This is a genomic window from Gammaproteobacteria bacterium (assembly GCA_013003425.1).
Lineage (GTDB): Bacteria > Pseudomonadota > Gammaproteobacteria > Steroidobacterales > JABDKV01 > JABDJB01.
On the sequence record JABDJB010000006.1, the window covers coordinates 84,424 to 105,328 of the forward strand.

The 20,905-nt window shown below is 59.4% G+C and carries 16 protein-coding genes; 7 read left to right on the forward strand and 9 right to left on the reverse strand.

The genetic code is table 11. The features are described from left to right. Positions 1-24: 24 nt before the first annotated feature. Both HKN06_00750 and rpsB read right to left on the reverse strand, forming a co-directional pair. Positions 25-900: an elongation factor Ts gene (locus tag HKN06_00750; GenBank protein NNF59835.1), complete on the reverse strand. Its 876-nt coding sequence runs from the start codon at positions 898-900 to the stop codon at positions 25-27. A gap of 53 nt (positions 901-953) precedes the next feature. After that, complete coding sequence (gene rpsB / locus HKN06_00755) at positions 954-2,015, reverse strand: 30S ribosomal protein S2 (GenBank protein NNF59836.1); 1,062 nt, start codon at positions 2,013-2,015, stop codon at positions 954-956. 208 nt (positions 2,016-2,223) lie between these two features. Here rpsB and map point away from each other — a divergent pair, with 208 nt between their 5' ends. From map to dapE, 5 genes are read left to right on the forward strand one after another with little or no spacing between them, the layout of a single operon-like run. Next, complete coding sequence (gene map, locus HKN06_00760; protein ID NNF59837.1) at positions 2,224-2,991, forward strand: type I methionyl aminopeptidase; 768 nt, start codon at positions 2,224-2,226, stop codon at positions 2,989-2,991. Next, a complete protein-coding gene (glnD, locus tag HKN06_00765) occupies positions 2,991-5,645 on the forward strand; it encodes a [protein-PII] uridylyltransferase (GenBank protein ID NNF59838.1) in 2,655 nt (884 codons plus the stop codon). The genes map and glnD overlap by 1 nt, the downstream gene beginning before the upstream one ends. After that, positions 5,642-6,841: a succinyldiaminopimelate transaminase gene (gene dapC / locus HKN06_00770; GenBank protein NNF59839.1), complete on the forward strand. Its 1,200-nt coding sequence runs from the start codon at positions 5,642-5,644 to the stop codon at positions 6,839-6,841. The genes glnD and dapC overlap by 4 nt, the downstream gene beginning before the upstream one ends. 6 nt (positions 6,842-6,847) lie before the next feature. Continuing rightward, positions 6,848-7,672, forward strand: coding sequence for a 2,3,4,5-tetrahydropyridine-2,6-dicarboxylate N-succinyltransferase (dapD, locus tag HKN06_00775; protein ID NNF59840.1), 825 nt, complete (start codon positions 6,848-6,850; stop codon positions 7,670-7,672). Then, positions 7,669-8,793, forward strand: a complete 1,125-nt coding sequence (dapE, locus tag HKN06_00780) for a succinyl-diaminopimelate desuccinylase (GenBank protein ID NNF59841.1) — start codon at positions 7,669-7,671, stop codon at positions 8,791-8,793. Before dapD ends, dapE begins: the two co-directional genes overlap by 4 nt. Here dapE and HKN06_00785 read toward each other — a convergent pair. Genes HKN06_00785 through HKN06_00795 form a run of 3 tightly spaced genes read right to left on the reverse strand, consistent with a single transcriptional unit; the run spans position 8,790 to position 15,061 of the window. Further along, positions 8,790-10,712: a hypothetical protein gene (locus HKN06_00785; GenBank protein ID NNF59842.1), complete on the reverse strand. Its 1,923-nt coding sequence runs from the start codon at positions 10,710-10,712 to the stop codon at positions 8,790-8,792. The genes dapE and HKN06_00785 overlap by 4 nt on opposite strands. Continuing rightward, on the reverse strand, positions 10,713-11,615 hold the full coding sequence (locus tag HKN06_00790; protein ID NNF59843.1) for a hypothetical protein: 903 nt from the start codon (positions 11,613-11,615) through the stop codon (positions 10,713-10,715). Further along, a complete protein-coding gene (locus HKN06_00795; GenBank protein ID NNF59844.1) occupies positions 11,612-15,061 on the reverse strand; it encodes a tandem-95 repeat protein in 3,450 nt (1,149 codons plus the stop codon). The genes HKN06_00790 and HKN06_00795 overlap by 4 nt, the downstream gene beginning before the upstream one ends. 487 nt (positions 15,062-15,548) lie before the next feature. Between HKN06_00795 and HKN06_00800 the strand changes: the two genes are divergently transcribed. Both HKN06_00800 and HKN06_00805 read left to right on the forward strand, forming a co-directional pair. Continuing rightward, positions 15,549-16,286, forward strand: coding sequence for a hypothetical protein (locus HKN06_00800; protein NNF59845.1), 738 nt, complete (start codon positions 15,549-15,551; stop codon positions 16,284-16,286). Positions 16,287-16,319: 33 nt separating this feature from the next. Then, positions 16,320-18,545, forward strand: coding sequence for an adenylate/guanylate cyclase domain-containing protein (locus HKN06_00805; GenBank protein ID NNF59846.1), 2,226 nt, complete (start codon positions 16,320-16,322; stop codon positions 18,543-18,545). Between the two features lie 8 nt (positions 18,546-18,553). Here HKN06_00805 and HKN06_00810 read toward each other — a convergent pair whose 3' ends face one another. Genes HKN06_00810 through HKN06_00825 form a run of 4 tightly spaced genes read right to left on the reverse strand, consistent with a single transcriptional unit; the run spans position 18,554 to position 20,856 of the window. After that, entirely contained in the window at positions 18,554-18,973 is a 420-nt protein-coding gene (locus HKN06_00810) for a DUF1801 domain-containing protein (protein NNF59847.1), read from the reverse strand. After that, positions 18,966-19,793, reverse strand: a complete 828-nt coding sequence (locus HKN06_00815; protein ID NNF59848.1) for an agmatinase family protein — start codon at positions 19,791-19,793, stop codon at positions 18,966-18,968. Before HKN06_00815 ends, HKN06_00810 begins: the two co-directional genes overlap by 8 nt. Positions 19,794-19,796: 3 nt before the next feature. Next, positions 19,797-20,357, reverse strand: coding sequence for a GNAT family N-acetyltransferase (locus HKN06_00820; GenBank protein NNF59849.1), 561 nt, complete (start codon positions 20,355-20,357; stop codon positions 19,797-19,799). Between the two features lie 4 nt (positions 20,358-20,361). Beyond that, positions 20,362-20,856 carry a disulfide bond formation protein B gene (locus HKN06_00825; protein ID NNF59850.1) on the reverse strand — a complete coding sequence of 165 codons (495 nt, stop codon included), beginning with the start codon at positions 20,854-20,856 and terminating at the stop codon, positions 20,362-20,364. Positions 20,857-20,905 lie beyond the last annotated feature (49 nt).

Genomic DNA, 20,905 nt, shown 5'->3' on the forward strand with positions numbered 1-20,905 from the left:
CAGCTGCATCAGGCGCGCACTACGCTAGTCATCGCCGCGCACCTGCGCCATGACCTCAGCAGCAAAATCTTCCTGCTTTTTCTCTATTCCCTCACCGACTTCGAGGCGCACATAGCCAACTACGCTCGCTTCGGCAGCGCCAAGCAGCTTACCTACCGACGACTTGTCGTCTTTTACAAACGGCTGGCCCAGCAGCGAGATCGAATCGAGAAACTTGCGCAGCTTGCCGCTGACAATCTTGTCAATTATGGCGTCGGGCTTGCCTTCGCCGCGTGCCTGTTCAACAAAAATCTCCTTCTCACGACTGACCTGGTCTGCCGGCACGTCATCGGGGCTCAGGTATGGCGGGTTGTTCCACGCAATGTGCATCGCTACGTCACGCGCCAGTTCCGCATCGCCCCCTTCGAGGGCCACTACCACGCCGATCTTGTTGTTGGTGTGAATGTACTTGCCGAGCAAAGTGCCGCCCTGCTGCACACCCAAACGACGTACCTGGATGTTTTCTCCAAGACTGGCGATCAGGTCGCGACGAGCCTCGTCGACTGTCTTGCCTGCCATCGGACAAGCGGCAAGCTCGTCGATGGTAGCCGGCTTTGCCTCCAGCACGGTCCGCGCGATCGCGCTGGTAAAATCAGCAAAGGCGTCACCGCGAGCAACAAAATCTGTCTCGCAGTTGACCTCGACGATCGCTGCGCTGCCGTCGCCTTCGGCGATGGCTACGGCGCCTTCGGCCGCAACACGTCCCGCTTTCTTGTCAGCTTTGAGTGCACCGGATTTACGCATCTGGTCGACGGCTGCTTCGATATCGCCGCCGGTTTCGGTCAGCGCCTTCTTGCAGTCCATCATCCCTGCGCCGGTGCGCTCGCGCAGCTCTTTTACCAGCGCTGCAGTAATTGCCATTTCTAGTCTCTCCCTTGCGTGCCCGCGTTCACGGGCACGGCAACTTGATCGTTTCAGGATTTCGCGACATCACTGTCGGCGGCAGGTGCATCGGGCTCACTCTTCGCAGCAACCGGCTCGGCGGCCGGCGCCTCGGGCTCGCTCTTCGCAGCAGCCGGCTCGGCGGCCGGCGCATCGGGCTCGCTCTTCGCAGCAACCGGCTCGGCGGCTGGTGCCTCGGGCTCGCTCTTCGCAGCAGCCGGCTCGGCGGTCTTCTCACCGTCAGCTGCAGCCGCCGGTTTTTTCTCTACCGGTTTGGCAGCCGCCTTTTTTCGTGTCGCTGTCTTGCGACCGGTCTTCTTCCTGCCGGTCTTGCGCTGCGCTTTCTTCTTGCGCGGCTTACCGTCCTCGTCGAGCTCGACAAACTCGTCGTCGCCCACCGCGACCTCCGGCACAGATGCCTTGCCGTCCAGCACGGCTTCGGCAACGCCCTGCGAATACAACTGTATCGCCCGCATCGCGTCATCGTTGCCCGGAATGATGTAATCCACCTCGTCGGGCGAGCAGTTTGTGTCGACAATCGCCACCACGGGAATGCCGAGCTTGCGCGCCTCGTGCACCGCAATCTTCTCGTGACCGACGTCCACGACGAACACAACATCAGGCAGCGAATTCATGTCCTTGATACCGCCGAGGCTGCGCTCGAGCTTTTCCATTTCGCGCGTGAGTCCCAATGCCTCTTTCTTGGTCAGCCTTTCGAAGCTGCCATCCTCGGCCATCGTTTCAAGATTCTTCAGGCGCTTGACGGATTGCTTTATTGTCTTGAAGTTGGTGAGCATTCCACCGAGCCAGCGATGACTGACATGCGGCATGCCGCACTTGCCGGCTTCCTCGCGGATAGCCTGACGAGCAGAACGCTTTGTTCCAACAAACAGCACGTTGCCGCCGTCGGCAACGATACGCTTGATGAAGGTGGTCGCCTCGAGGTACATCGGCAATGTACGCTCGAGATTTATAATATGAATTTTGTTGCGCTCGCCGAAGATGTAGGGTGCCATCTTCGGACTCCAGTAACGGGTTTGATGGCCGAAGTGAACGCCAGCCTCGAGCATCTGCCGCATCGATACGTTATACATGTTGTCTCCCGGGTTGAGCCTCCACGTGCCCCATACGACAACCCCTCGCCTGGCGAGGGGCACCCAGCCGCATGTGACGACACATGTGTGGTGTTAAATTGCTGAAAAAGCGCGCGATTTATACCATAAAGGCCGCGGCGCAACAATTTGGTTGCGCCAGAGCGGCCGGCGCCGGACAATGCCAGCGCCCGGCCACCCGGAAAGCATCATGACAGTCACCCTTAAAACACCGGAAGAACAGGAAAAAATGCGGATTGCCGGCCGCCTGGCGGCGGCCGCCCTGGACATGATCGGCGAGCACGTCAGGCCGGGGATCACCACCGAGGAGCTGGACGCGATCTGCCACCGCCACATTACCGAGGTCCAGGGCGCGGTCCCGGCACCGCTCAATTACAAGGGTTTCCCCAAATCAATCTGTACTTCGGTGAATCACGTGGTCTGCCACGGGATCCCGGGGCCAAAGAAACTGAAGAAAGGCGATATCGTCAACATCGACATCACCGTGATCAAGGACGGCTGGCATGGCGATACCAGCCGCATGTTCCTGGTTGGCGAGCCAGCGGTTCGCGCTCGGCGGATCTGCAATATCGCGCACGAAGCCATGCGGCGCGGTATCGAAATGGTCAGACCCGGTGCCCGCCTCGGTGACATAGGCCATGCGATCCAGTCCTATGTCGAAAGCGAAGGCTGTTCGGTTGTGCGCGACTACTGTGGCCACGGAATCGGCGAGGTATTTCACGAAGACCCGAAGGTGCTGCATTACGGAACGCCAGGCACCGGGTTGCAGATTGAGGCGGGAATGACGTTTACGATCGAACCCATGGTCAACGTTGGCCGTTACCACACAAAACTGCTGAAAGACGGCTGGACGGTAGTAACAAAGGATCATTCCCTGTCGGCGCAGTGGGAACACACGATCCTCGTTACCGAAGCCGGATTCGAAGTGCTCACGCTGGGCGCCAGCGGCGAGATCTGATGTCGCACGGCGCGCATGTTGCCGGCAATAGCTGGCCGCCGGTGCACGGGCTGGCCGAAGTGGTAGCAAAACCTGCTGCGCAGCGGTTGGCAGCGTACAAAGACGCAATCTCGCGCGGCGATGAATTGCTGGCACAACGTTTCGCCGCGGGCGAGGACATCGAAACGCTCGTGCGCGATCGAGCGAAACTGATCGACGAGCTGCTGGTACACGCCTGGACGGGGATCGACGGCCCCGGCGACGTTGCGCTTGTTGCCGTTGGCGGTTACGGGCGCGGTGAACTGCACCCGGGTTCCGATATCGACATCATGCTGCTGCTACCGGATCATACCGGCGACAGCTGGCGCGAGCCGGCGGAAAAATACTTCACTTTCCTGTGGGACATCGGCCTGGAAATCGGCCATAGCGTGCGCACGATAAGCGACTGCGTACGCGAAAGCGAAGCCGATATAACGGTTGCCACCGCGCTGATGGAATCGCGTTGCCTGTGTGGCAACGGCGACCACTTTGCCAGCATGCGGGCAGCGGTTGGGCCAGACCGCGTCTGGCCCTCGGCAGAGTTTTTCGAGGCCAAGCTGGCCGAACAGGTTGCACGTCACAAGCGCTATGACGAAACCCCGTACAAACTGGAACCTAATGTAAAAGGAAGTCCGGGCGGGTTGCGCGATATCCAGATGATCGGTTGGGTGGCAAAACGTCATTTTGGCGTTGCCACATCACGCGAACTTGTGGAGCTTGGCTTTCTGACCGCACAGGAAATCCGCCGCCTGCGGGCTGGCCGTGCATTCCTGTGGCAATTGCGCTTTGCCCTGCACGTGCTCACGGGGCGGCGCGAGGACCGACTGCTGTTCGACCACCAGGTGCGCATCGCCAAAATGCTCGGTTACAGCGACAGCAATCACAACCTTGCCGTCGAGCAACTCATGCAGCGCTATTACCGCACCGTCATGGAGCTCGGCCTGCTTAATGAAATGCTGCTGCAGCTGTTCCAGGAAGCTATCCTGATGCGCCCCGATGCGCCGGCAACGCCAATTAATGAGCGCTTCCACGAGCACAATGGCTACCTGGCGCTGTCTGCCGACGATGTGTTCGAGCGCAACCCGGCGGCGCTGCTCGAGACATTCCAGCTGCTGCAGGAAAACCCGCACCTGCGCGGGGTCAGCGCCAACACCATTCGCCACATACGTGATTCACTGCACCTGATCGACGATGACTTTCGCGCGGCTCCCGCGCACAAGAAAATGTTTATGGACATTCTGCGCGCCGACCGGTTTGTAACCACCGCTTTGCGCCGCATGAATGCCTACGGCGTGCTCGGGCGTTACCTGCCGGAGTTCGGTCAGATAGTCGGCCGTATGCAGTACGACCTGTTCCACACCTACACCGTCGATGCACACACGCTGTTCGTGTTGCGCAACCTGCGGCGTTTTGCCGTCGAGCCTGCAAACCCCGCCTATCCGCATTGCAGCGAGATCATACGTGGCCTGGCCAAGCCCGAGCTGGCCTACCTGGCGGCGCTGTTCCACGACATCGCCAAGGGCCGCGGCGGCGATCATTCAATGCTTGGTGCGGCGGATGCCAAACGCTTCTGCCTGGATCACGGCCTGAGCGAGTACGAAGCGAGGCTGGTTGCCTGGCTGGTAAGCAAACACCTGATTCTTTCGGTGACGGCACAGAAAAAAGACATCGATGACCCGCAGGTTATTCACGAGTTTGCTACCGAGGTAGGTGACGAACAGCATCTCGAGTATCTCTATGTGCTGACGGTGGCGGACCTTACCGGCACCAACCCGAAACTGTGGAATTCGTGGAAGGCTTCGTTGTTCGAGGAGCTGTTCCTGCTGACCCGCCGCGCGCTGCGCCGCGGCCTGGGCAACCCGATTGACCGCGACACGCTGATAAACGAAACACAGAGCGAGGCTCTGCAGCTTCTGGCAGAGCTGGAAGTTGACCGGGAAAAATCACAAGCAGTCTGGACGCACCTGCCGGATGGCTATTTCCTGCGTCATTCGCCACAGGAAATTGCGTGGCACACGCAACTTCTGGCGAGTCACACCGCTGACCAGCCGCTGGTGGCAGTTGACGCTACGCCAACCCGTGGTGGCACCAGCCTTTTCGTTTACTCGCCTGACCGCATGCATACCTTTGCCATGACTACCGCGGTACTGGACGAAATGGGATTTAACATTATCGACGCCCGCATCAGCCGCAGCCGGGACAGCGCCAGCATCGAAGCATTTCGCGTAACCGAAGCCAGTGGCGAGGCCCTGATCGACGCAGACCGTGCCGCGGCACTCACAACTGCCATCAGCCGCGAACTGAACGCCGATGCCCCCGGCCAGCCCGGCGTCACCCGCCGGGCGCCACGCCAGGTGCGAATGTTCAGCACGCCTACCCGGATCAACTTCAGCGATGATCAACACAATCGCCGCACCATGATGGAGCTGACTGCCGGCGACCGTCCGGGCCTGTTATCACAAGTCGGCGACGTATTCCGCCGCTACGACATCGTTATCGAGACCGCGAAGATCACAACCGTGGGCGAGCGTGCCGAAGACGTCTTTTACATCACCGATGCCACAGGCAACGCGCTTTCCGGCGCACAGTGCGAGCAGCTCAATAGCGAGTTGCTCGAGTCGCTGGACCAGCAGTGAATCCGGATCTCGACCGGCTCCACCCCTACCCGTTTACCAGACTTGATGCGCTGCGCGCGTCACTGCAGCCACCACCGCAGCTGGATTTCATCAGCCTGGCAATAGGCGAACCCCGCCACGCGGCTCCCGGGTTCGTGGTCGAGGCGTTGTCCCGGGCCGGTGAAGATCTGGGCACCTATCCACAGTCGGCGGGCCTGCCCGGCTTGCGCGCAGCCTGCGCACGCTGGCTTGAACGACGCTTCGAGCTTGCCGCCGGCAGCGTCGATGCCGCAACCAGCGTGCTGCCGCTCAGTGGCACGCGCGAGGGGCTGTTTGCACTGGCCCAGGCCGTTATTGATCGCAGCACAAACCCCACCGTGCTAATGCCCAACCCGTTCTATCAGATTTATGAGGGTGCGGCGCTGATGGCCGGCGCCGAGCCCGTGTACGTCAATGCCACTGCGGCCAGCGGTTTCCTGCCAGACCTGGAGGCGGTGACGCAGGAGCAGTGGCGGCGTTGCCAGCTGCTGTACCTGTGTTCACCCGGTAACCCGACCGGCGCAGTGACAGGCCTGGACTACCTGGAGCGCGTGCTGGCACTGGCCGATCGATATGGCTTTGTCGTCGCGGCCGATGAATGCTACGCCGAAATATATCGTGATGAACATGAACCACCGCCGTCGCTGCTGCAGGCCTGCGTACAAACTGGCCGTGATGGTTTCGACAACTGCGTTGTGTTCCATTCACTGTCGAAGCGCTCCAACGTGCCGGGTATGCGCTCCGGTTTTGTCGCCGGCGACCCGCGCATCATCGAAAAATTCCGCCTTTACCGCAGCTATCACGGGTGCGCCATGCCGATCCATCACCAGCAGGCGAGCATTGCGGCATGGAATGACGACCAACATGTAACAGCCAATCGCGCGCTTTACCGCGCAAAGTTCAACAGCGCGGGGCGGCGCATCGCGGCAACGCTGGGCTGTGCGCTGCCGGCTGCCGCCTTTTACCTGTGGGCCCCGGCCCCCGGTGGCGACGACGAACAATTCGCATCGCAGCTCTACAGCAAGCAGAATGTGCTGGCCCTGCCCGGCAGCTACCTCGCCCGCGAAACGACAGGTGGCAACCCCGGCAAGGGCATGGTGCGGCTGTCACTCGTGGCAACCGGGGCCGACTGCGACGCCGCAGCGGATCGCATAGAAGCGCTCGTCTCAGGAGCTTGAACCACTATGAATAATATCTCGCAACTAATTGATTCAGCATGGGAGATGGGCAGCGAGCTGACGCCTGAAACCGTCGGGAGCGAGCTGCTCGCTGCCGTCGGTGAGGCTCTCGACGAACTCGACCGCGGCGCCGTCAGGGTGGCTGAACCGGATGGCGATGGCTGGCGCGTCAACCAGTGGCTGAAGAAGGCCGTACTGCTGTCGTTCCGGCTGTTTCCCAACCGGCGGATGGATGCCGGCTACACCCGCTTTTACGACAAGGTACCGCTGAAGTACACCCAGCACGATGAGGCCCGGTTCCGCGACGATGGCACCCGCGTGGTACCACCGGCCGTGGTGCGCCGCGGCGCCTACATCGCCCCGGATGTAGTGCTGATGCCCAGCTACGTCAACATCGGTGCCTACGTCGACAGCGGTTCCATGGTTGATACCTGGGCCACCGTGGGTTCGTGCGCACAGATCGGCAGGAATGTGCACATTTCCGGTGGCGCCGGCATTGGCGGGGTGCTGGAACCGTTGCAGGCCAATCCGACCATTATTGAAGACGACTGCTTCATCGGCGCGCGCTCGGAGGTTGTCGAAGGTGTAATTGTCGAGCGCGGCGCGGTGCTGTCAATGGGTGTATTCATCGGCCAGAGCACACGCATTTACGATCGCGAGCGAGACGAAGTCACTTACGGCCGGGTGCCGGCCGGTGCCGTAGTCGTGCCGGGCAGCCTGCCCGCAGACAACGGCCGCTACAGCCTCGCGTGCGCGGTGATCGTCAAGCGCGTCGATGCAAAAACCCGCGCCAAGGTTGGGCTAAACGAGTTACTGCGCGGTATTCGATGAGCGACGTCGTCGACCTCAGCCGCGAACTGATCCGTCGTCGTTCTGTTACGCCGGCTGATGACGGCTGCCAGCAACTCATTGCCGACCGTCTCGACGCGCTGGGCTTCGTTATCGAGGATATGCCATTCGGCGAAGTAACTAACCTGTGGGCGCGGCGTGGCAATGTCCGCCCCGTATTCTGCTTTGCCGGCCACACTGATGTGGTGCCGTCCGGCCCGCTTGAGGAGTGGCACAGCGACCCGTTCGAACCAACGCTTCGTGACGGCCTGCTGTACGGTCGTGGTGCGGCCGATATGAAAGGCAGCATCGCCGCCATGCTGGTGGCGACCGAGGCATTTGTTAGCAGCAACCCCGGCCACGACGGCTCGATCGCATTCCTGATTACCAGCGACGAAGAAGGCATTGCCGACGACGGTACAAAGCGCGTCATGGAGACCCTGACCGCGCGTGAAGAATGGATTGATTTCTGCCTGGTTGGCGAACCGACCAGCAACCGCAGCGTCGGCGACACGGTGCGTATCGGGCGGCGTGGGTCCCTGCACGGCAAGCTGACCCTGCGCGGCGTGCAGGGTCATATCGCCTATCCCGACCAGGCCGACAACCCGATACACCGGCTGGCCCCGGCGCTGACCGAACTTTGCACGGAACAGTGGGATGAAGGTAATGAACATTTTCCGCGCACCACGCTGCAGGTTTCCAACCTGCGCTCCGGCACCGGCGCCGACAATGTGATACCCGGCGTGCTGGAAGCACTGTTCAACTTTCGCTTTTCCACCGCCGTTACCGTTGATCAACTAAGACAGCGTGTCCACGCAATCCTCGACCGCCACAAGTTGAACTACAAAATCGACTGGCGCGTTGGCGGCCATCCGTTTCTGACCGAACACGGTCGCCTGATCGATGCGGTACGCGCCGCCATCCGCGGGCGCACCGGCAATGACACCGAGCTGTCGACTGCCGGCGGCACCAGCGACGGCCGCTTTATCGCGCCGAGCGGCGCCGAAGTGGTCGAACTGGGCCCGGTTAACGCCAGCATCCACCGTATCGACGAGCATGTCGATACTGCAGAGCTCGACACGCTTGCAGCTCTTTACGAAGACATCCTGGGCAAGCTGCTTTAATTACAGAACGCTGGATCGCTGCCACACGGCGCGCCGTTTCGTATCCAGTTCAGCAGCGTGTTGAATCTTGTCTTCCCTGAAGCATTGCCGCGATCCAGCACGATACCGCCACCATGCTGTAGTGCAGTCGGCTTGGTCAGCAGCAGACTGTTCTCCGGCTCGATGAGATTTACCCGTTCCAGCACATCCCGGTAAAGCCCGGGATTGGTGTCATCAAAAAACACCGCCATGCCGGGAAATTCCATTCCGGGCCGGTGGCATGACACGCAGCTGCGCCCGCTGCCCGGATCCGCCAGCACGGTGCGGATATCGGCCGCGAATGTCAGCTCTTCAGGCGCAGGACGCAGCATGCTGTCGACGGTCAGCGTTACCTCCGATGACGCGCTGCCCATCGCATTGCTTGCTGAGAGCGTCAGTACATACTGACCATCGGTATCAGTGGAAAGCGTGGTAACGGGGCTGGCAGCGTTGGCCAGGCTGGATTGAGCACCAACCGGGGATTCGCTGATGGCCCAGGAAAAGCTGTCGGCGAGCAGGCTGGCTGAAGCATCCTGGACTGCCGGTGAAGTCACCGTACGGTCAGCTCCGCCAAGCGGCACCGGGCGTCCCGGCCGAACCACGTTGCCACCCTGATCCAGCACGTCGAAACCCGCCAGGAAACTGGCGAGAAACGTTGGCGGACCGGACGGGTTACGCCAGAAGGCTGTGTAATTTAGCAGCGACAGCGGCATATTGGCGCGACGGTAGACGCGATCGATAATCTCGTCGTTGTAGCTGATAAATTTTTCGTAACTGCTGAAATTTATCGCGTTGCCCAGCGGCACGCCGTCTACTACGGCGGCTGGAGCATAAAGCTCACCGGCATTTGTGCCACGAATCGCGTGGCACTCGATACAGTGGGGCAAGACCACTTCACGGTAAAGCAACTCGACACCGTCCGGACGATTTGCACCGCGTCGCCAGCCTTCAGGTACAAAATCGGCATCGTAGGAGCCGGCAGAAAAATTATCGTAAGGCCCGGCCACCAGCTCGATGGCGAAATCAGCGTTCCATTTCGCCACTTCATCCTCGGAACGAGCACCGATCTCTACGAACTGCTGGTGCACCAGTTGATTGATGATCTTGATCTGGCCCTGCTGCATTTCTTCTTCGGACTCTGAGAATTCGAAAGTAGTCGGCTCAAGAATGTTCATCTTCAACGATTTCAGCGAGTCGAGAGGAAAGCTGCCATCGGTGTTCAGGGGCAGAGCTTTACCGCCATGACACGCGAAACACACGGTAGGCATGGATTTTTCGCCGCGCCCATCAGCATTGAGAAAAGTCCGCCGCGCTTGACGCCCGTTCGCTTCGGGCGGGCCAAAGGTGAACATCTTCACGATTCTGTCAGAGGAGGGGTCAGTCGGATTAACCGGGCTGAATTCTATTGCGTTGGTGGAAAACAGGAAGTCCCGGTCCGGCTCCTGCGCCGCCTGCAGGTTGAGCGGACCGTATCGGGTGGCATCCCCCGGCGTAGCCTGCACCACATAATTGTCAACGAATACCGCAATACCACCGTCGGCGCGCTGGCGAGCGTACATATCGCGGCCGTAGCCGAGATCTTTGGTATCGCGGAATGTGGCGTGGGCGGATACGCCGTTATCAAATCCGTTGACGGCCTTCCAGGCAGCCAGGGTGGTGCGTCGTTCGAACGGGTCGACTGCGTCATAGTACGCCTGCGCATACTCCTCTGACGAGATTCGGCTCTGGCCATCGACCGTCTGGGTGTTATCGAACAGCAGAAAATTGTCCGGCTCTACTGTTGCGTCGACGGTCGGCGGCGGAGGCACAATATCCTTGTCGCCGCCCGACCCGCTGGGGCAGCCGCCCAGCCCGACCACGCCAAGCATGAACACAACGCTATGGGTTATCCGCCGGTACATCTAAAACCTCAGCAGCAAGCTGGCATTGAATGACGACACGTTATATTCATTGGCGACCGCATTGACCCTTATGTGCGCTGCCGAAACATCCAGCGCAACGCGTCTGCCCAGTGGCTTGTTAATGCCGAGCACGAGCATGTTGACGTTTGCCGGCAGGCGATAGGCGAGCCAGCTGCCGCAATAGGCTTTATTGAAAGCCTCATCCGGCTCGATCGCGGCCGCCTGCGCTACCAGGTTGAAAATATCGAGTGCCGGCGCACCATTGCAGAAGGAATCCTGGGATGTCGACCAGACATCGCCGTGTATGTAGCTGTAGGTACCATAGAAAGCCCAGCCGGTCCGGTTGGTGTAGTCGGCATTGGCAAATACACGTGCCCGTTTCTGATCGAAAACTATTCCGTCGGATACTTCGCGCTGGTACTCGAAACCGACCGTAGCCAGTACCCTGTCGGTAAGTCGCCTGGATACCAGCAGCTGGCTGCTGTATGCAGTGACATCTCGCTGCTCCACATCGTATTCCTTCAGGCGAATACTGGTATTGAACTGATAAAAGGGGGCGAACAGGCCCATCCGGTGCTGCCAGCGGTACACAAACTGCGCACCGGCAGCCACATGACTGAGGCCGTCGACGTAGCGGACGAACTCTGATTCGACAAAGGCGCGCAACGTGAGCACCTGCTCAACCGAAATCTCACGGATATAAGATGCTGCAAAGCTGCCGCGCAGCATCTTGTCATCGACGATGTCGCGCTCGCGTTCGGCCCGGCCGATATTGTCGTCATACACCGTCGATACTTCCGCATCGAACAACCACTGGGTCTCAACCTCATTCTCGGCATAAACCGCAGGCACCAGCAGCAGGCCGGCAAGTAACAGCGATACTGGATTCCAGTGGCACCTCATCGTTGCACACGCCCTGCTACACGGGCCAGCAGCAACAACAGCAGTGCTGACAGGAATAACAGCCCCAACGTGCCGCTGCCACGCGGCCCGCTGGTCGGCGGCGGGTTTGCCTGCTGCGGCGTGTTGACCGAGCCGGGCACCGTTGGCCTGACGGCAACACCACCCGGGTCGCGGATGACCCCGTCGGCCACGCCGTCGGCGTCATTCGGGCCACCGTCGGTCAGCACCAGCTGGACACAGTCGGTAAAAATCTGCAGCCCCGGCTGGTAAGCACTATCGCCTGGCGCGGGGCACTCGCCATCAACACTGCGGGCCGAGCCGATCGTATCGGTGCCGTTTTCGACAAACGTTGACCAGACGCCGCCGGAGAACTTCCGATAGCTGGCATCGATGGGCACCGCAATGGTTTGCGGCAATACTACTGAAGCCGCAGGCTGAGCCAGCGAAAGGCCGCGTACTTCAAAGTCATGCACGCTACCGATCATTGTGAATTCGTCGTCCGGTACCGGCTGCCCGGCCGCATCCGTTACGTCGACGGTGCTGATCCGTGCGCCACCGACCTGCGCCGCAATCGCAAAATCGCCGAGCGCGAGCGTAGTGCCGGGACTGGTGCGCAACAGTCGGGAATAGCGATCCGACGTCCTGCCGTTGAGCAGAGTCGGATCGTCAACCGGGTCGAGAAAATCGGGCAGGCCATCGCCGTCACTGTCCCCCAGCCCCTCGTCCCGGTCTTCGATGCCATCACCGTCGGTATCGGCGCCCTCAACCAGTTCCGGCCTGGTTGCCGCAACAACAATGACAGCCGACGCGACAGTCCGGGCAAGCCCGTCATCGACCGTAACGCCGACGACGAAATTGCCCGGGCCGGAAATTTCCGGATCGAAGGTGTACTGGCTGCCCGATACCACACCGCCGAGCTCGCTGGCCGTCGCCGTCCAGTCAAATGTCAGCTCGTCGCCATTGGGATCGGTGGCAATTGCCGAAATAATTACCGGCCCCTTGTCCAGGTAGACGACCTTGCCAAAAATTATTTCGAACCATCCTTCCAACTGCATGGCAACAAAGCTCACTGCAGGAGCGATGTTCTGCTCAACGATCGCAACGGAGTGCGTCACCGCGCTGCTGAGCGCGACATTGTCGCTGTTACGGGTCAGCGTGACGCTGAAGGTCTCGGTACCCTCCGCAACGCCATCATCATTAACCGTAACTGAAATCAGACCCGATCTGCCGCTGTTGATGACCAGCGTACCGTCGGCAAGATCATGGTCAGCTGCATCTGCCGTCGTGGCCGTTACAGCGTAATCAAGTGTCACCGGATACACGGGCGCATCACCATTGAGCGTCACCGGTATTGAAATGACCCGGCCCTCACCAGTGACCGTCGCACCAGCCAGCGTAACCAGTGGCAACACGTCCAGTTGCTGCGTCTCTGTCGCAATATTGGGCACAGTGGCCAGATCGGCCGCCGACAGCTCGATCAGATACCGTCCCGGCCGGTATGGACCGGTCGGATCAGGAGTCACTGCCACCGGTCCGTCCTTGAAGTCGTTCGCAGCGGCGCCGAGGTCTACGTCGGTGACATAGCCGGTCGCAACAACCGTAAGGTCGCTGGCGGTGATTTCCGGCGCGACGGTGTCCACCAGGATCGCGCCGCAGCTCGTATCCCCGTCCATATCGCACAATGCGAATTCCTCGGCGTTGGTCAGGCCATCGCCGTCGCTATCGAGCGCGCCATCCGACGCATCACGCGGATCCAGCCCATTCGCTACTTCGGCAATATCGCCCACGCCGTCATTGTCATCATCCGGATCGCAGGTATCGCCGAGTTCATCCAGATCGAAATCCTCCTGGTCAGCGTTAGCATCGTTCGGGCAGTTATCATCGTAGTCAGCGACGAGGTCCGCATCAGTGTCGAGCAGCTCGACGGTAATATTCAGCAACTGACTCTGCAGCAGGGAGCCATCTTCGCCGCCATCCTGCACCTGCAGCGTTACGCTGTATTGTCCCGCGGTGTTTTCTCCGGGTGTCCAGTTAACGAGCCCGACGCTGGAGACTTCCATGCCGGCAGGAATTGATCCTGCCAGGCTCCAGGTGATTGCTCCGGAACCATCGTTGGCGTCATCAACATCGTCAAGATTGCTGCCGGCATCGACGCTTAGCAGGCTCAGTTCTGTCACTTGCTGATCAGCAAACCCTGTTAATACCGGCTGATCATTTACCGCAGTAACCTCCACCGTAATCTGCGCCGGGTTTGAATTGAAAAGCCCTGCGCTCGCGGTGAACTGGAAGCCGTCGGTGCCGAAAAAATCCGCATCCGGCGTATAAGTCACGTTCGGTGGCGTACCGACGAGAGTGCCATTCGCGGGGCCGGAATTCTCGACAATTGAAAATCCGGAAATGGGCGGGGTATTTGGATCGACCAGCTGTGCGGTCAACACGATGGGTAGCTGATTATCCTCCGCTACCGTCAGCGCCTCCTGTGCTTGTGCCAATGGTGGCGCCACATCTGTCACGTCAATCATAACCGTGGCCGAGTCAGAATCAACAATTCCATCATTGACGATGAAATCAAAGCTATCGCCACCCGCGAAGCCGGGATTGGGCGTATACACAACCGCAGGAATTGCGCTGACATCGAGCATGCCATTTGCCGGTTGCCGGATAACGGAGAATGAAAACACCTGGTTAACGTCATCGATGTCCTGCCCCGCCAACACGACATTTACCGATGAGTTTTCCAGCACCGAAACATCCTGGGCTGAGGCAACCGGCGCGTCATTGACAGGATTCACGGTTATAGAAACGGAGGCGGGACTGCTGCTGCCAATGTCGTTAGCTTCGAAAGCGAACTGGTCATCGCCATTGAAATTCAGGTTCGGCGTGTAAAAAAGGTTTGGCGGCGTGCCGGACAGGACGCCGTTCGCTGGTCCCGAGGTAACAACAAAACCCGTCACACCGTCGGAATTTTGCGCCGTCAGCGTAATTGGCGCCGAATCCTGTGGATCCTCATTGAGCGAGACACTTTGTGGCGTTGCAACCGGGCAGGAATCTGTAGTGAACTCCGGGGCATTTCCTTCTGCTGATCCTGCGCTGGACATACCATCCAACCGGAACTGATACGTGGTACCGCACTTCAGAGTGGGGCTGGCGAGGTTTGCGTTCGCTGACTGTGACTCGAGGCCGCCACCCGTGTTGGCGGCATCAAAGTTAGCCGCAATGGTGTTGTCGAACGCCAAATTCTCGCCGTATGCGAATTCGTAGATGGCGTTATTCCCGCCATTGGTATTGAGCGTGCCGTTGAGAGTTGCGCTGTTTTTGCCGACCCCCGTCGCCGGCAACGTCGTAACCGTCGGTGCAGCTTCCAGGAGCGCCGTTGCATCGCGCCACGCTCGCACCAGCGCGATCAGGGACGAGTCCAGCAAGCCACCAATGCAGTCGGGTGGCATCGGTTCAAGCGCCGGGTTGAAGCCAGGGTCATCAGGATCAATGCGCCTCAAAACAGTCGCGATCGATACCTTTGCCGTGTTGAAATCCGTGTAGTTGCTGGAATCAGCGAAGTAACAAGGTGCGGTGCTGGCATGGCACGCTGTACAGTTAGGCGCGAACACCTGATCGCTAACGCCTTCCGTGCCGTTCCAGGTAACGGTTGCCGAAAGAGCGAGTGGTACGCAATATAGGGCCAGCGCAAAAAGCACACGCCGCAGCCAAGCCACGTAACACGACATCACCCGGTCCCCATCCTTTCAGTTCTTGTTGCGGAGGCAGCTATTATCAATCCAGCATAGACGAGTGCGCTGCACCATTCCATAAACAATTTTGCTGGTTACATTTATCGGTTGTTTTTGATGACTACGGCGTACTACTCTTGCGCGATACCTGTTGCGATGGCGTGATCAGCTACAGGCACTACTTATAACTACAAAAGGAATCAGGATGGATCGAGATAAGTTTGCCGGCCGCAGGGCTTTCATGGACCAGGCGCTGCGCAGCGGGGCGTGGACGCTGGCTGCAGCCAGCGGCCTGCTCACGCCTCTCATGGCCGCGGCAAAAAAAGCAAGGGTGCTGCCACCCGGCCGATCCATCTATGACATGCGCGGCGAAGTTCTGGTTGATGGCGAGCCCGCAACAATGGAGACACTTATCACGGCCACTTCAGTGATTGTGACCGGCTCAGACAGCTTTATTGAGTTCAAGGTTGGCAAAGATGCGCACCATGTACGTGAAAACAGCCGGCTGGAATTATCCGGCAGCGGCATGGTAGAGGACGCAATGCGTGTGGTTGCCGGCAAAGTGCTTGCGGTATTCGGGCGGAGAAAGCGCAAGGAGAGTTACACGATTCAAACCACCACGGCGGTAATCGGTATACGTGGTACCGGTATCTATATCGAGGCGGATCCTGACGTCAGTTACATCTGTACCTGTTACGGCACCGTCGACCTGGTTGCCCGCGCAGACGAAAACGTGAAAGAACGACTTAAGACCAAACACCACGACGCGCCCAAGTACGTCTACAGCGATACCTATGGCGGGAAGCTGATCGAACCGGCACCGTTCAAGGATCACACTGACCAGGAACTCATGCTGCTGGAGGAGATAGTTGGCCGAACGCCGCCGTTTTCCTCCCTGCTTGATCCCTACAGTACGCCGCGTCGCGACGGATACCGGATGTGAGCTGCGCGCCGCCGGCAACGGGCTAAACAACATATGCGGACCAGGCGTCTTGCAAAAAGCCTGATTAACCTGGCCATCATCGTTCCGCTTTTGCTAAACGCTACGCCCGCGTTTCGCCTGCCCTTTATTGAGACACTGGAACGAAATGTCGCTGACATAAGGCTGCGGGCGACCCTGCCCGGCTACATCGACGATCGCATTGTGATTGCAGACATCGACGAAGCCAGCCTGGCCGCAATCGGACGCTGGCCCTGGAACCGGGACAAACTGGGCTCGCTCGTCGATACCTTGTTCGATCACTACGGCATCCTCGTGCTGGGGTTCGATGTGCTGTTTGCCGAACCGGACGAAAGTGTCGCTCTCGACGTGCTGGATTCGCTGGACCGCAGCCCGGCGGGCGGCCTCGACGAGTACCAGGCAGTCGCCCGCCTGCTTAAACGTCAGTACGAATTTGACCGGCAGTTTGCGTCGTCGCTTGCAGACAGAAACGTTGTACTGGGATATGTATTCCAGCAGGACGAGCCGGTAGCCCGGAATGTGCTGCCCGACCCGATGGCAAACATCGATGGTGCCCTTCTTGACCGGCTCGAACTGTTCACACCCGCAGGCTTTACCGGCAACCTGGAAGCACTCCAGTCCAAGGCAGCATCCGCCGGGTTTTTTGACAACCCGGATTTCGACGTCGACGGGATGGTCCGACGCGCACCCATTATCCAGGCATACGGCACTGCCCTTTACCCATCCCTTGCGCTGGCAGTAACGCGCGCCGCCCTCGATGACCCACCCATTAACCTGGCGGTTTTCGACGATGGCGCCTACGCAGCTATCGAGCAGCTGCAGGTCGGCAGTCTGCTTATTCCGCTGGACGCCTCGGGGTCGGTGACGGTGCCGTATCTCGGCAACCAGGGCAGCTTCCCCTACTATTCCATCGCCGCCATCCTCGACAAGTCACTGCCAAAAGATGCGCTGGAAGGACGCGTTGTGCTGGTGGGGGCAACTGCGCCGGGACTTGTGGACTTGCGCACGACACCACTGTCAAACGCCTACCCCGGGGTGGAAGTTCACGCGAACATCATCAGCGGCATTCTCGATAGCCGTATTCCGATGCAACCGGCGTGGGTAATCGCGCTGGAACTGATTTTGCTGCTGTTACTGGCAATTACCATGCTGGTTGTACCGCAGTGGCTGGGACCAAAATCGATTATTGCGCTCATCGCCGGCATAGCCGCCGTAGTCGTGGCGGGAAATTTTTACGCCTGGAACACCGGCCTTATCCTGCCGCTGGCCAGCCCGCTGTTGATGTTGCTGGGCGTGTTCATGGTCAACATGTGCTGGGGTTACCTGGTCGAGCACCGCAACCGGCGGTCAATCAAGAAATTATTCGGCCGCTACATACCGCCGGCAGTCGTCGATGAAATGGCGGTACAGCCCGACTCCATTTCGATGGAAGGACAGGCGCGTGACATGACCGTGTTGTTTGCCGATGTACGCGGCTTTACCTCGATATCCGAGGGACTGCAGCCAAAAGAGCTGACTTCACTGATGAATGAGCTGCTGACGCCCCTGACTCGTGTCATTCATGACCATGGCGGCACGATCGACAAGTACATGGGTGATGCCGTGATGGCATTCTGGGGCGCACCGCTGGAAAAACCGGACCACGCCCATGACGGCGTCAAGGCTGCGCACGCGATGATCGCCAGCCTGAATGAACTCAACAGCGAATTTGCCAGACGCGGCTGGCCGGAAATCAAGCTTGGTGTCGGCGTCAACAGCGGCGTAATGAATGTCGGAAATATGGGCTCGGAGTTTCGCATGGCCTACACGGTGCTTGGCGATGCTGTAAACCTCGGCTCACGACTAGAGGGGTTGACCAAGCAATACGGGGTGCCGGTAATTGCCAGCGAGAACACAAAGAAAGCCACCCCGGCCTACCGCTTCATGGAACTTGACCGAGTGAGAGTAAAGGGACGTGACGAGCCGGTGAGCATCCACGAACCGATCGCTCCCCGCGACGAACTTACTGATGAACAGAATGACTTTATCGAACGCTTTCACAAGGCGATCAGCCATTACCATGAGCAGAACTGGAAGGATGCCGGAAAAATACTGCATGGGCTGGCAGCGGACGCAGAAAAACCAGGCCGGGCGGACTGGCACCTGTTTCTGTACCTGGAATACCTGCGGCGTATCGAAGACTACAAGAACTCGCCGCCGCCCGATGACTGGAACGGCGTACACACGCACAAGTCAAAATAGCTGCACTGTCAGTCGGGGTAAGTCTTGCGAATGTAGTTAACCGAGCGGGTGATCAGCTGCACCAGTACCTTCTGATCGATATCGTCCAGTTTTTTCACGTACAGGCAGGATTTGCCGGTCTTGTACCTGCCAAGCTTTTTCATCAGCGCGTCGTAGCTTGAAAAGCCGGCCATGATGTACAGCGTCAATGCCTGCTTACGCGGTGAAAAGCCAGTCTGGAACCAGTCGCCCTCACGGCCACTGGCATACTTGTAATGATAACTACCATAGCCGACCATGCTGTCGCCCCACATGACCGGTTTTTCGCCGGTAATTTCGCGCATCAGCTTCGCGACTGCCTTGCAATCCCGACGGCGCTGCTCGTCTTCGATGGAATTGAGAAATTTTGCCACGCTTAGCTTGCCTGGCCTGGTTTTTGGTTCAGCCATCCGCTCTTTCTCCTTCCCGCAACATTAAGGCCGCAATTTCTTTTACCAGCTTGGCTGCAACCGCCGCAGTCATGTCGTGCACGTCGCGGCGTGGATTGTATTCGACTATATCGGCGCCGACCACCGGCGCACGCTGTTTTTGCAGCACGGTCAGCACATCACGCATGCTAAGTCCGCCGGGCTCATGATGGGAGACGCCCGGTGCAAACGCCGGGTCCAGTGCATCCAGGTCGATAGAAATATACAGCGGCCCGCGCAGCATCGGCGCAAAACCTTCAGCGTCAAAACCCGCTGCGACGTGGGACTCGACGCCGAAACGGCGCGCCTGCTCACGCAGGTGTGCGTTTTGTGCTCGTATTCCAACCTGCACCAGCCGGGTTGCCAGCCCCTCCTCCATAACCCGGGCAAACGGACTGGCGTGCGAATACCGGTTGCCTTCGTATTCGTCGTAGAGATCGGGATGGGCATCGAAATGCAGTATTTCGACAGCGCCGTGCACTGCGACGATGGCGCGTAGCGCCGGGTAGGAAATCGCATGATCGCCGCCGAGCAGCAACGGGCGTACGCCGCGGCTGGCCCTCTGCCTGACCGGCTGCTCAATTGATGCCAGCCAGTCGTCTGCGGGTGCAATTTCCAGGTCTCCGTCGTCGCGAAAACCCGAGCGACCGGCAAGATCAGTGCCACATTCGGCGGTCAGTCCCGAGGCGCCGTTGAACAGGCTCTTTCTTATAGCAGCCGGCGCAAGCGCCGGTCCGCGCATAAAACTGGAATTCTCATCGCTCGGCACGCCCAGCAGTACCACGCTGTTGGCCGCGGTCATGGTTCAATAACCAGAAATACCACCGGCCACATCGGCTCGAATAATCGAATACATCAGCGCGTCGGTGGGTTGCTGTCGAAGCAGCAGCCTGGAACGTGCCACGCCTTCATAAACCGCGCCAACCTTTTCCGCCACCCGGATGCTGCGCTGGTTATCGACCGCGATGACCAGCTCGAGGCGTAACAGATCGGTGTTGGCAAAAGTCCATTGCGTAACCAGTTCGACGGCATGTGCGGCAATGCCGCGACCAGTTGCGCTGCTGCGCACCCAGTAGCCGAGGTTTGCCAGACGGTATTCCCGATTTACCTGGTTGATACCGCAGCCACCCAGGTAGCCGCCGTCGGGGCCGGTAATGGCAAATTCATAGGCCGTCCCCCTGTCGCGGCAGCTCTCCTGCTCGACCAGCCAGTTCAATGCGTCATGCACGGAGTAGCTGGACTGACACCATGGCATCCAGCGGCTCATCTGCTCGATAGATTCACTGATGGCTGCGTAGACATCGTGCGCGTCGCTCACCCGGTAGGGGCGAATAGCAATTGAATGCATCAACGCACTGACGGCCATTTTTCTATCCAGGCCGGCGCAGGCTGTTGGCGACGCCAGCCAGGCCGAGCGCGACGCACCACACCAGCACCCAGGCCGGCATGCTCAGGCCGAGGAATTGCCACACTACTTCAGCGCATTCACCAGAGCCGACAAAAACTTTCTTCAGGACATCTGCAAGCGGGAAAGTATCCAGCATGTAATCCAGACTGGGGCCACATGCCGGAACCTGGTCCGGTGGCAAATTCTGGATCCACACGTGGCGCGCAGCTACCGCCGCACCGAACCCGCCCGCAAGAAAAAACAGCACCGCATAAATGTAGCGGCCCCAGCCTGCAGATCGATGGATGAACGCGACCAGGAAGACTATGCCAAGGGCAATTACCGCAATGCGCTGGAACACGCACAAGGGGCAGGGATCGAGGCCGACGACGTGCTGGAAATACAGCGCACAGGCCATCAGGCCGGCACACGTCAGCGCACCACCGAGATTCACTTGCCTGGCTGACAGTGGAAGCATGCTTTCTCCGCAATGGGTAAACGACTATTGGAGCAAACTTGCCGTTGGC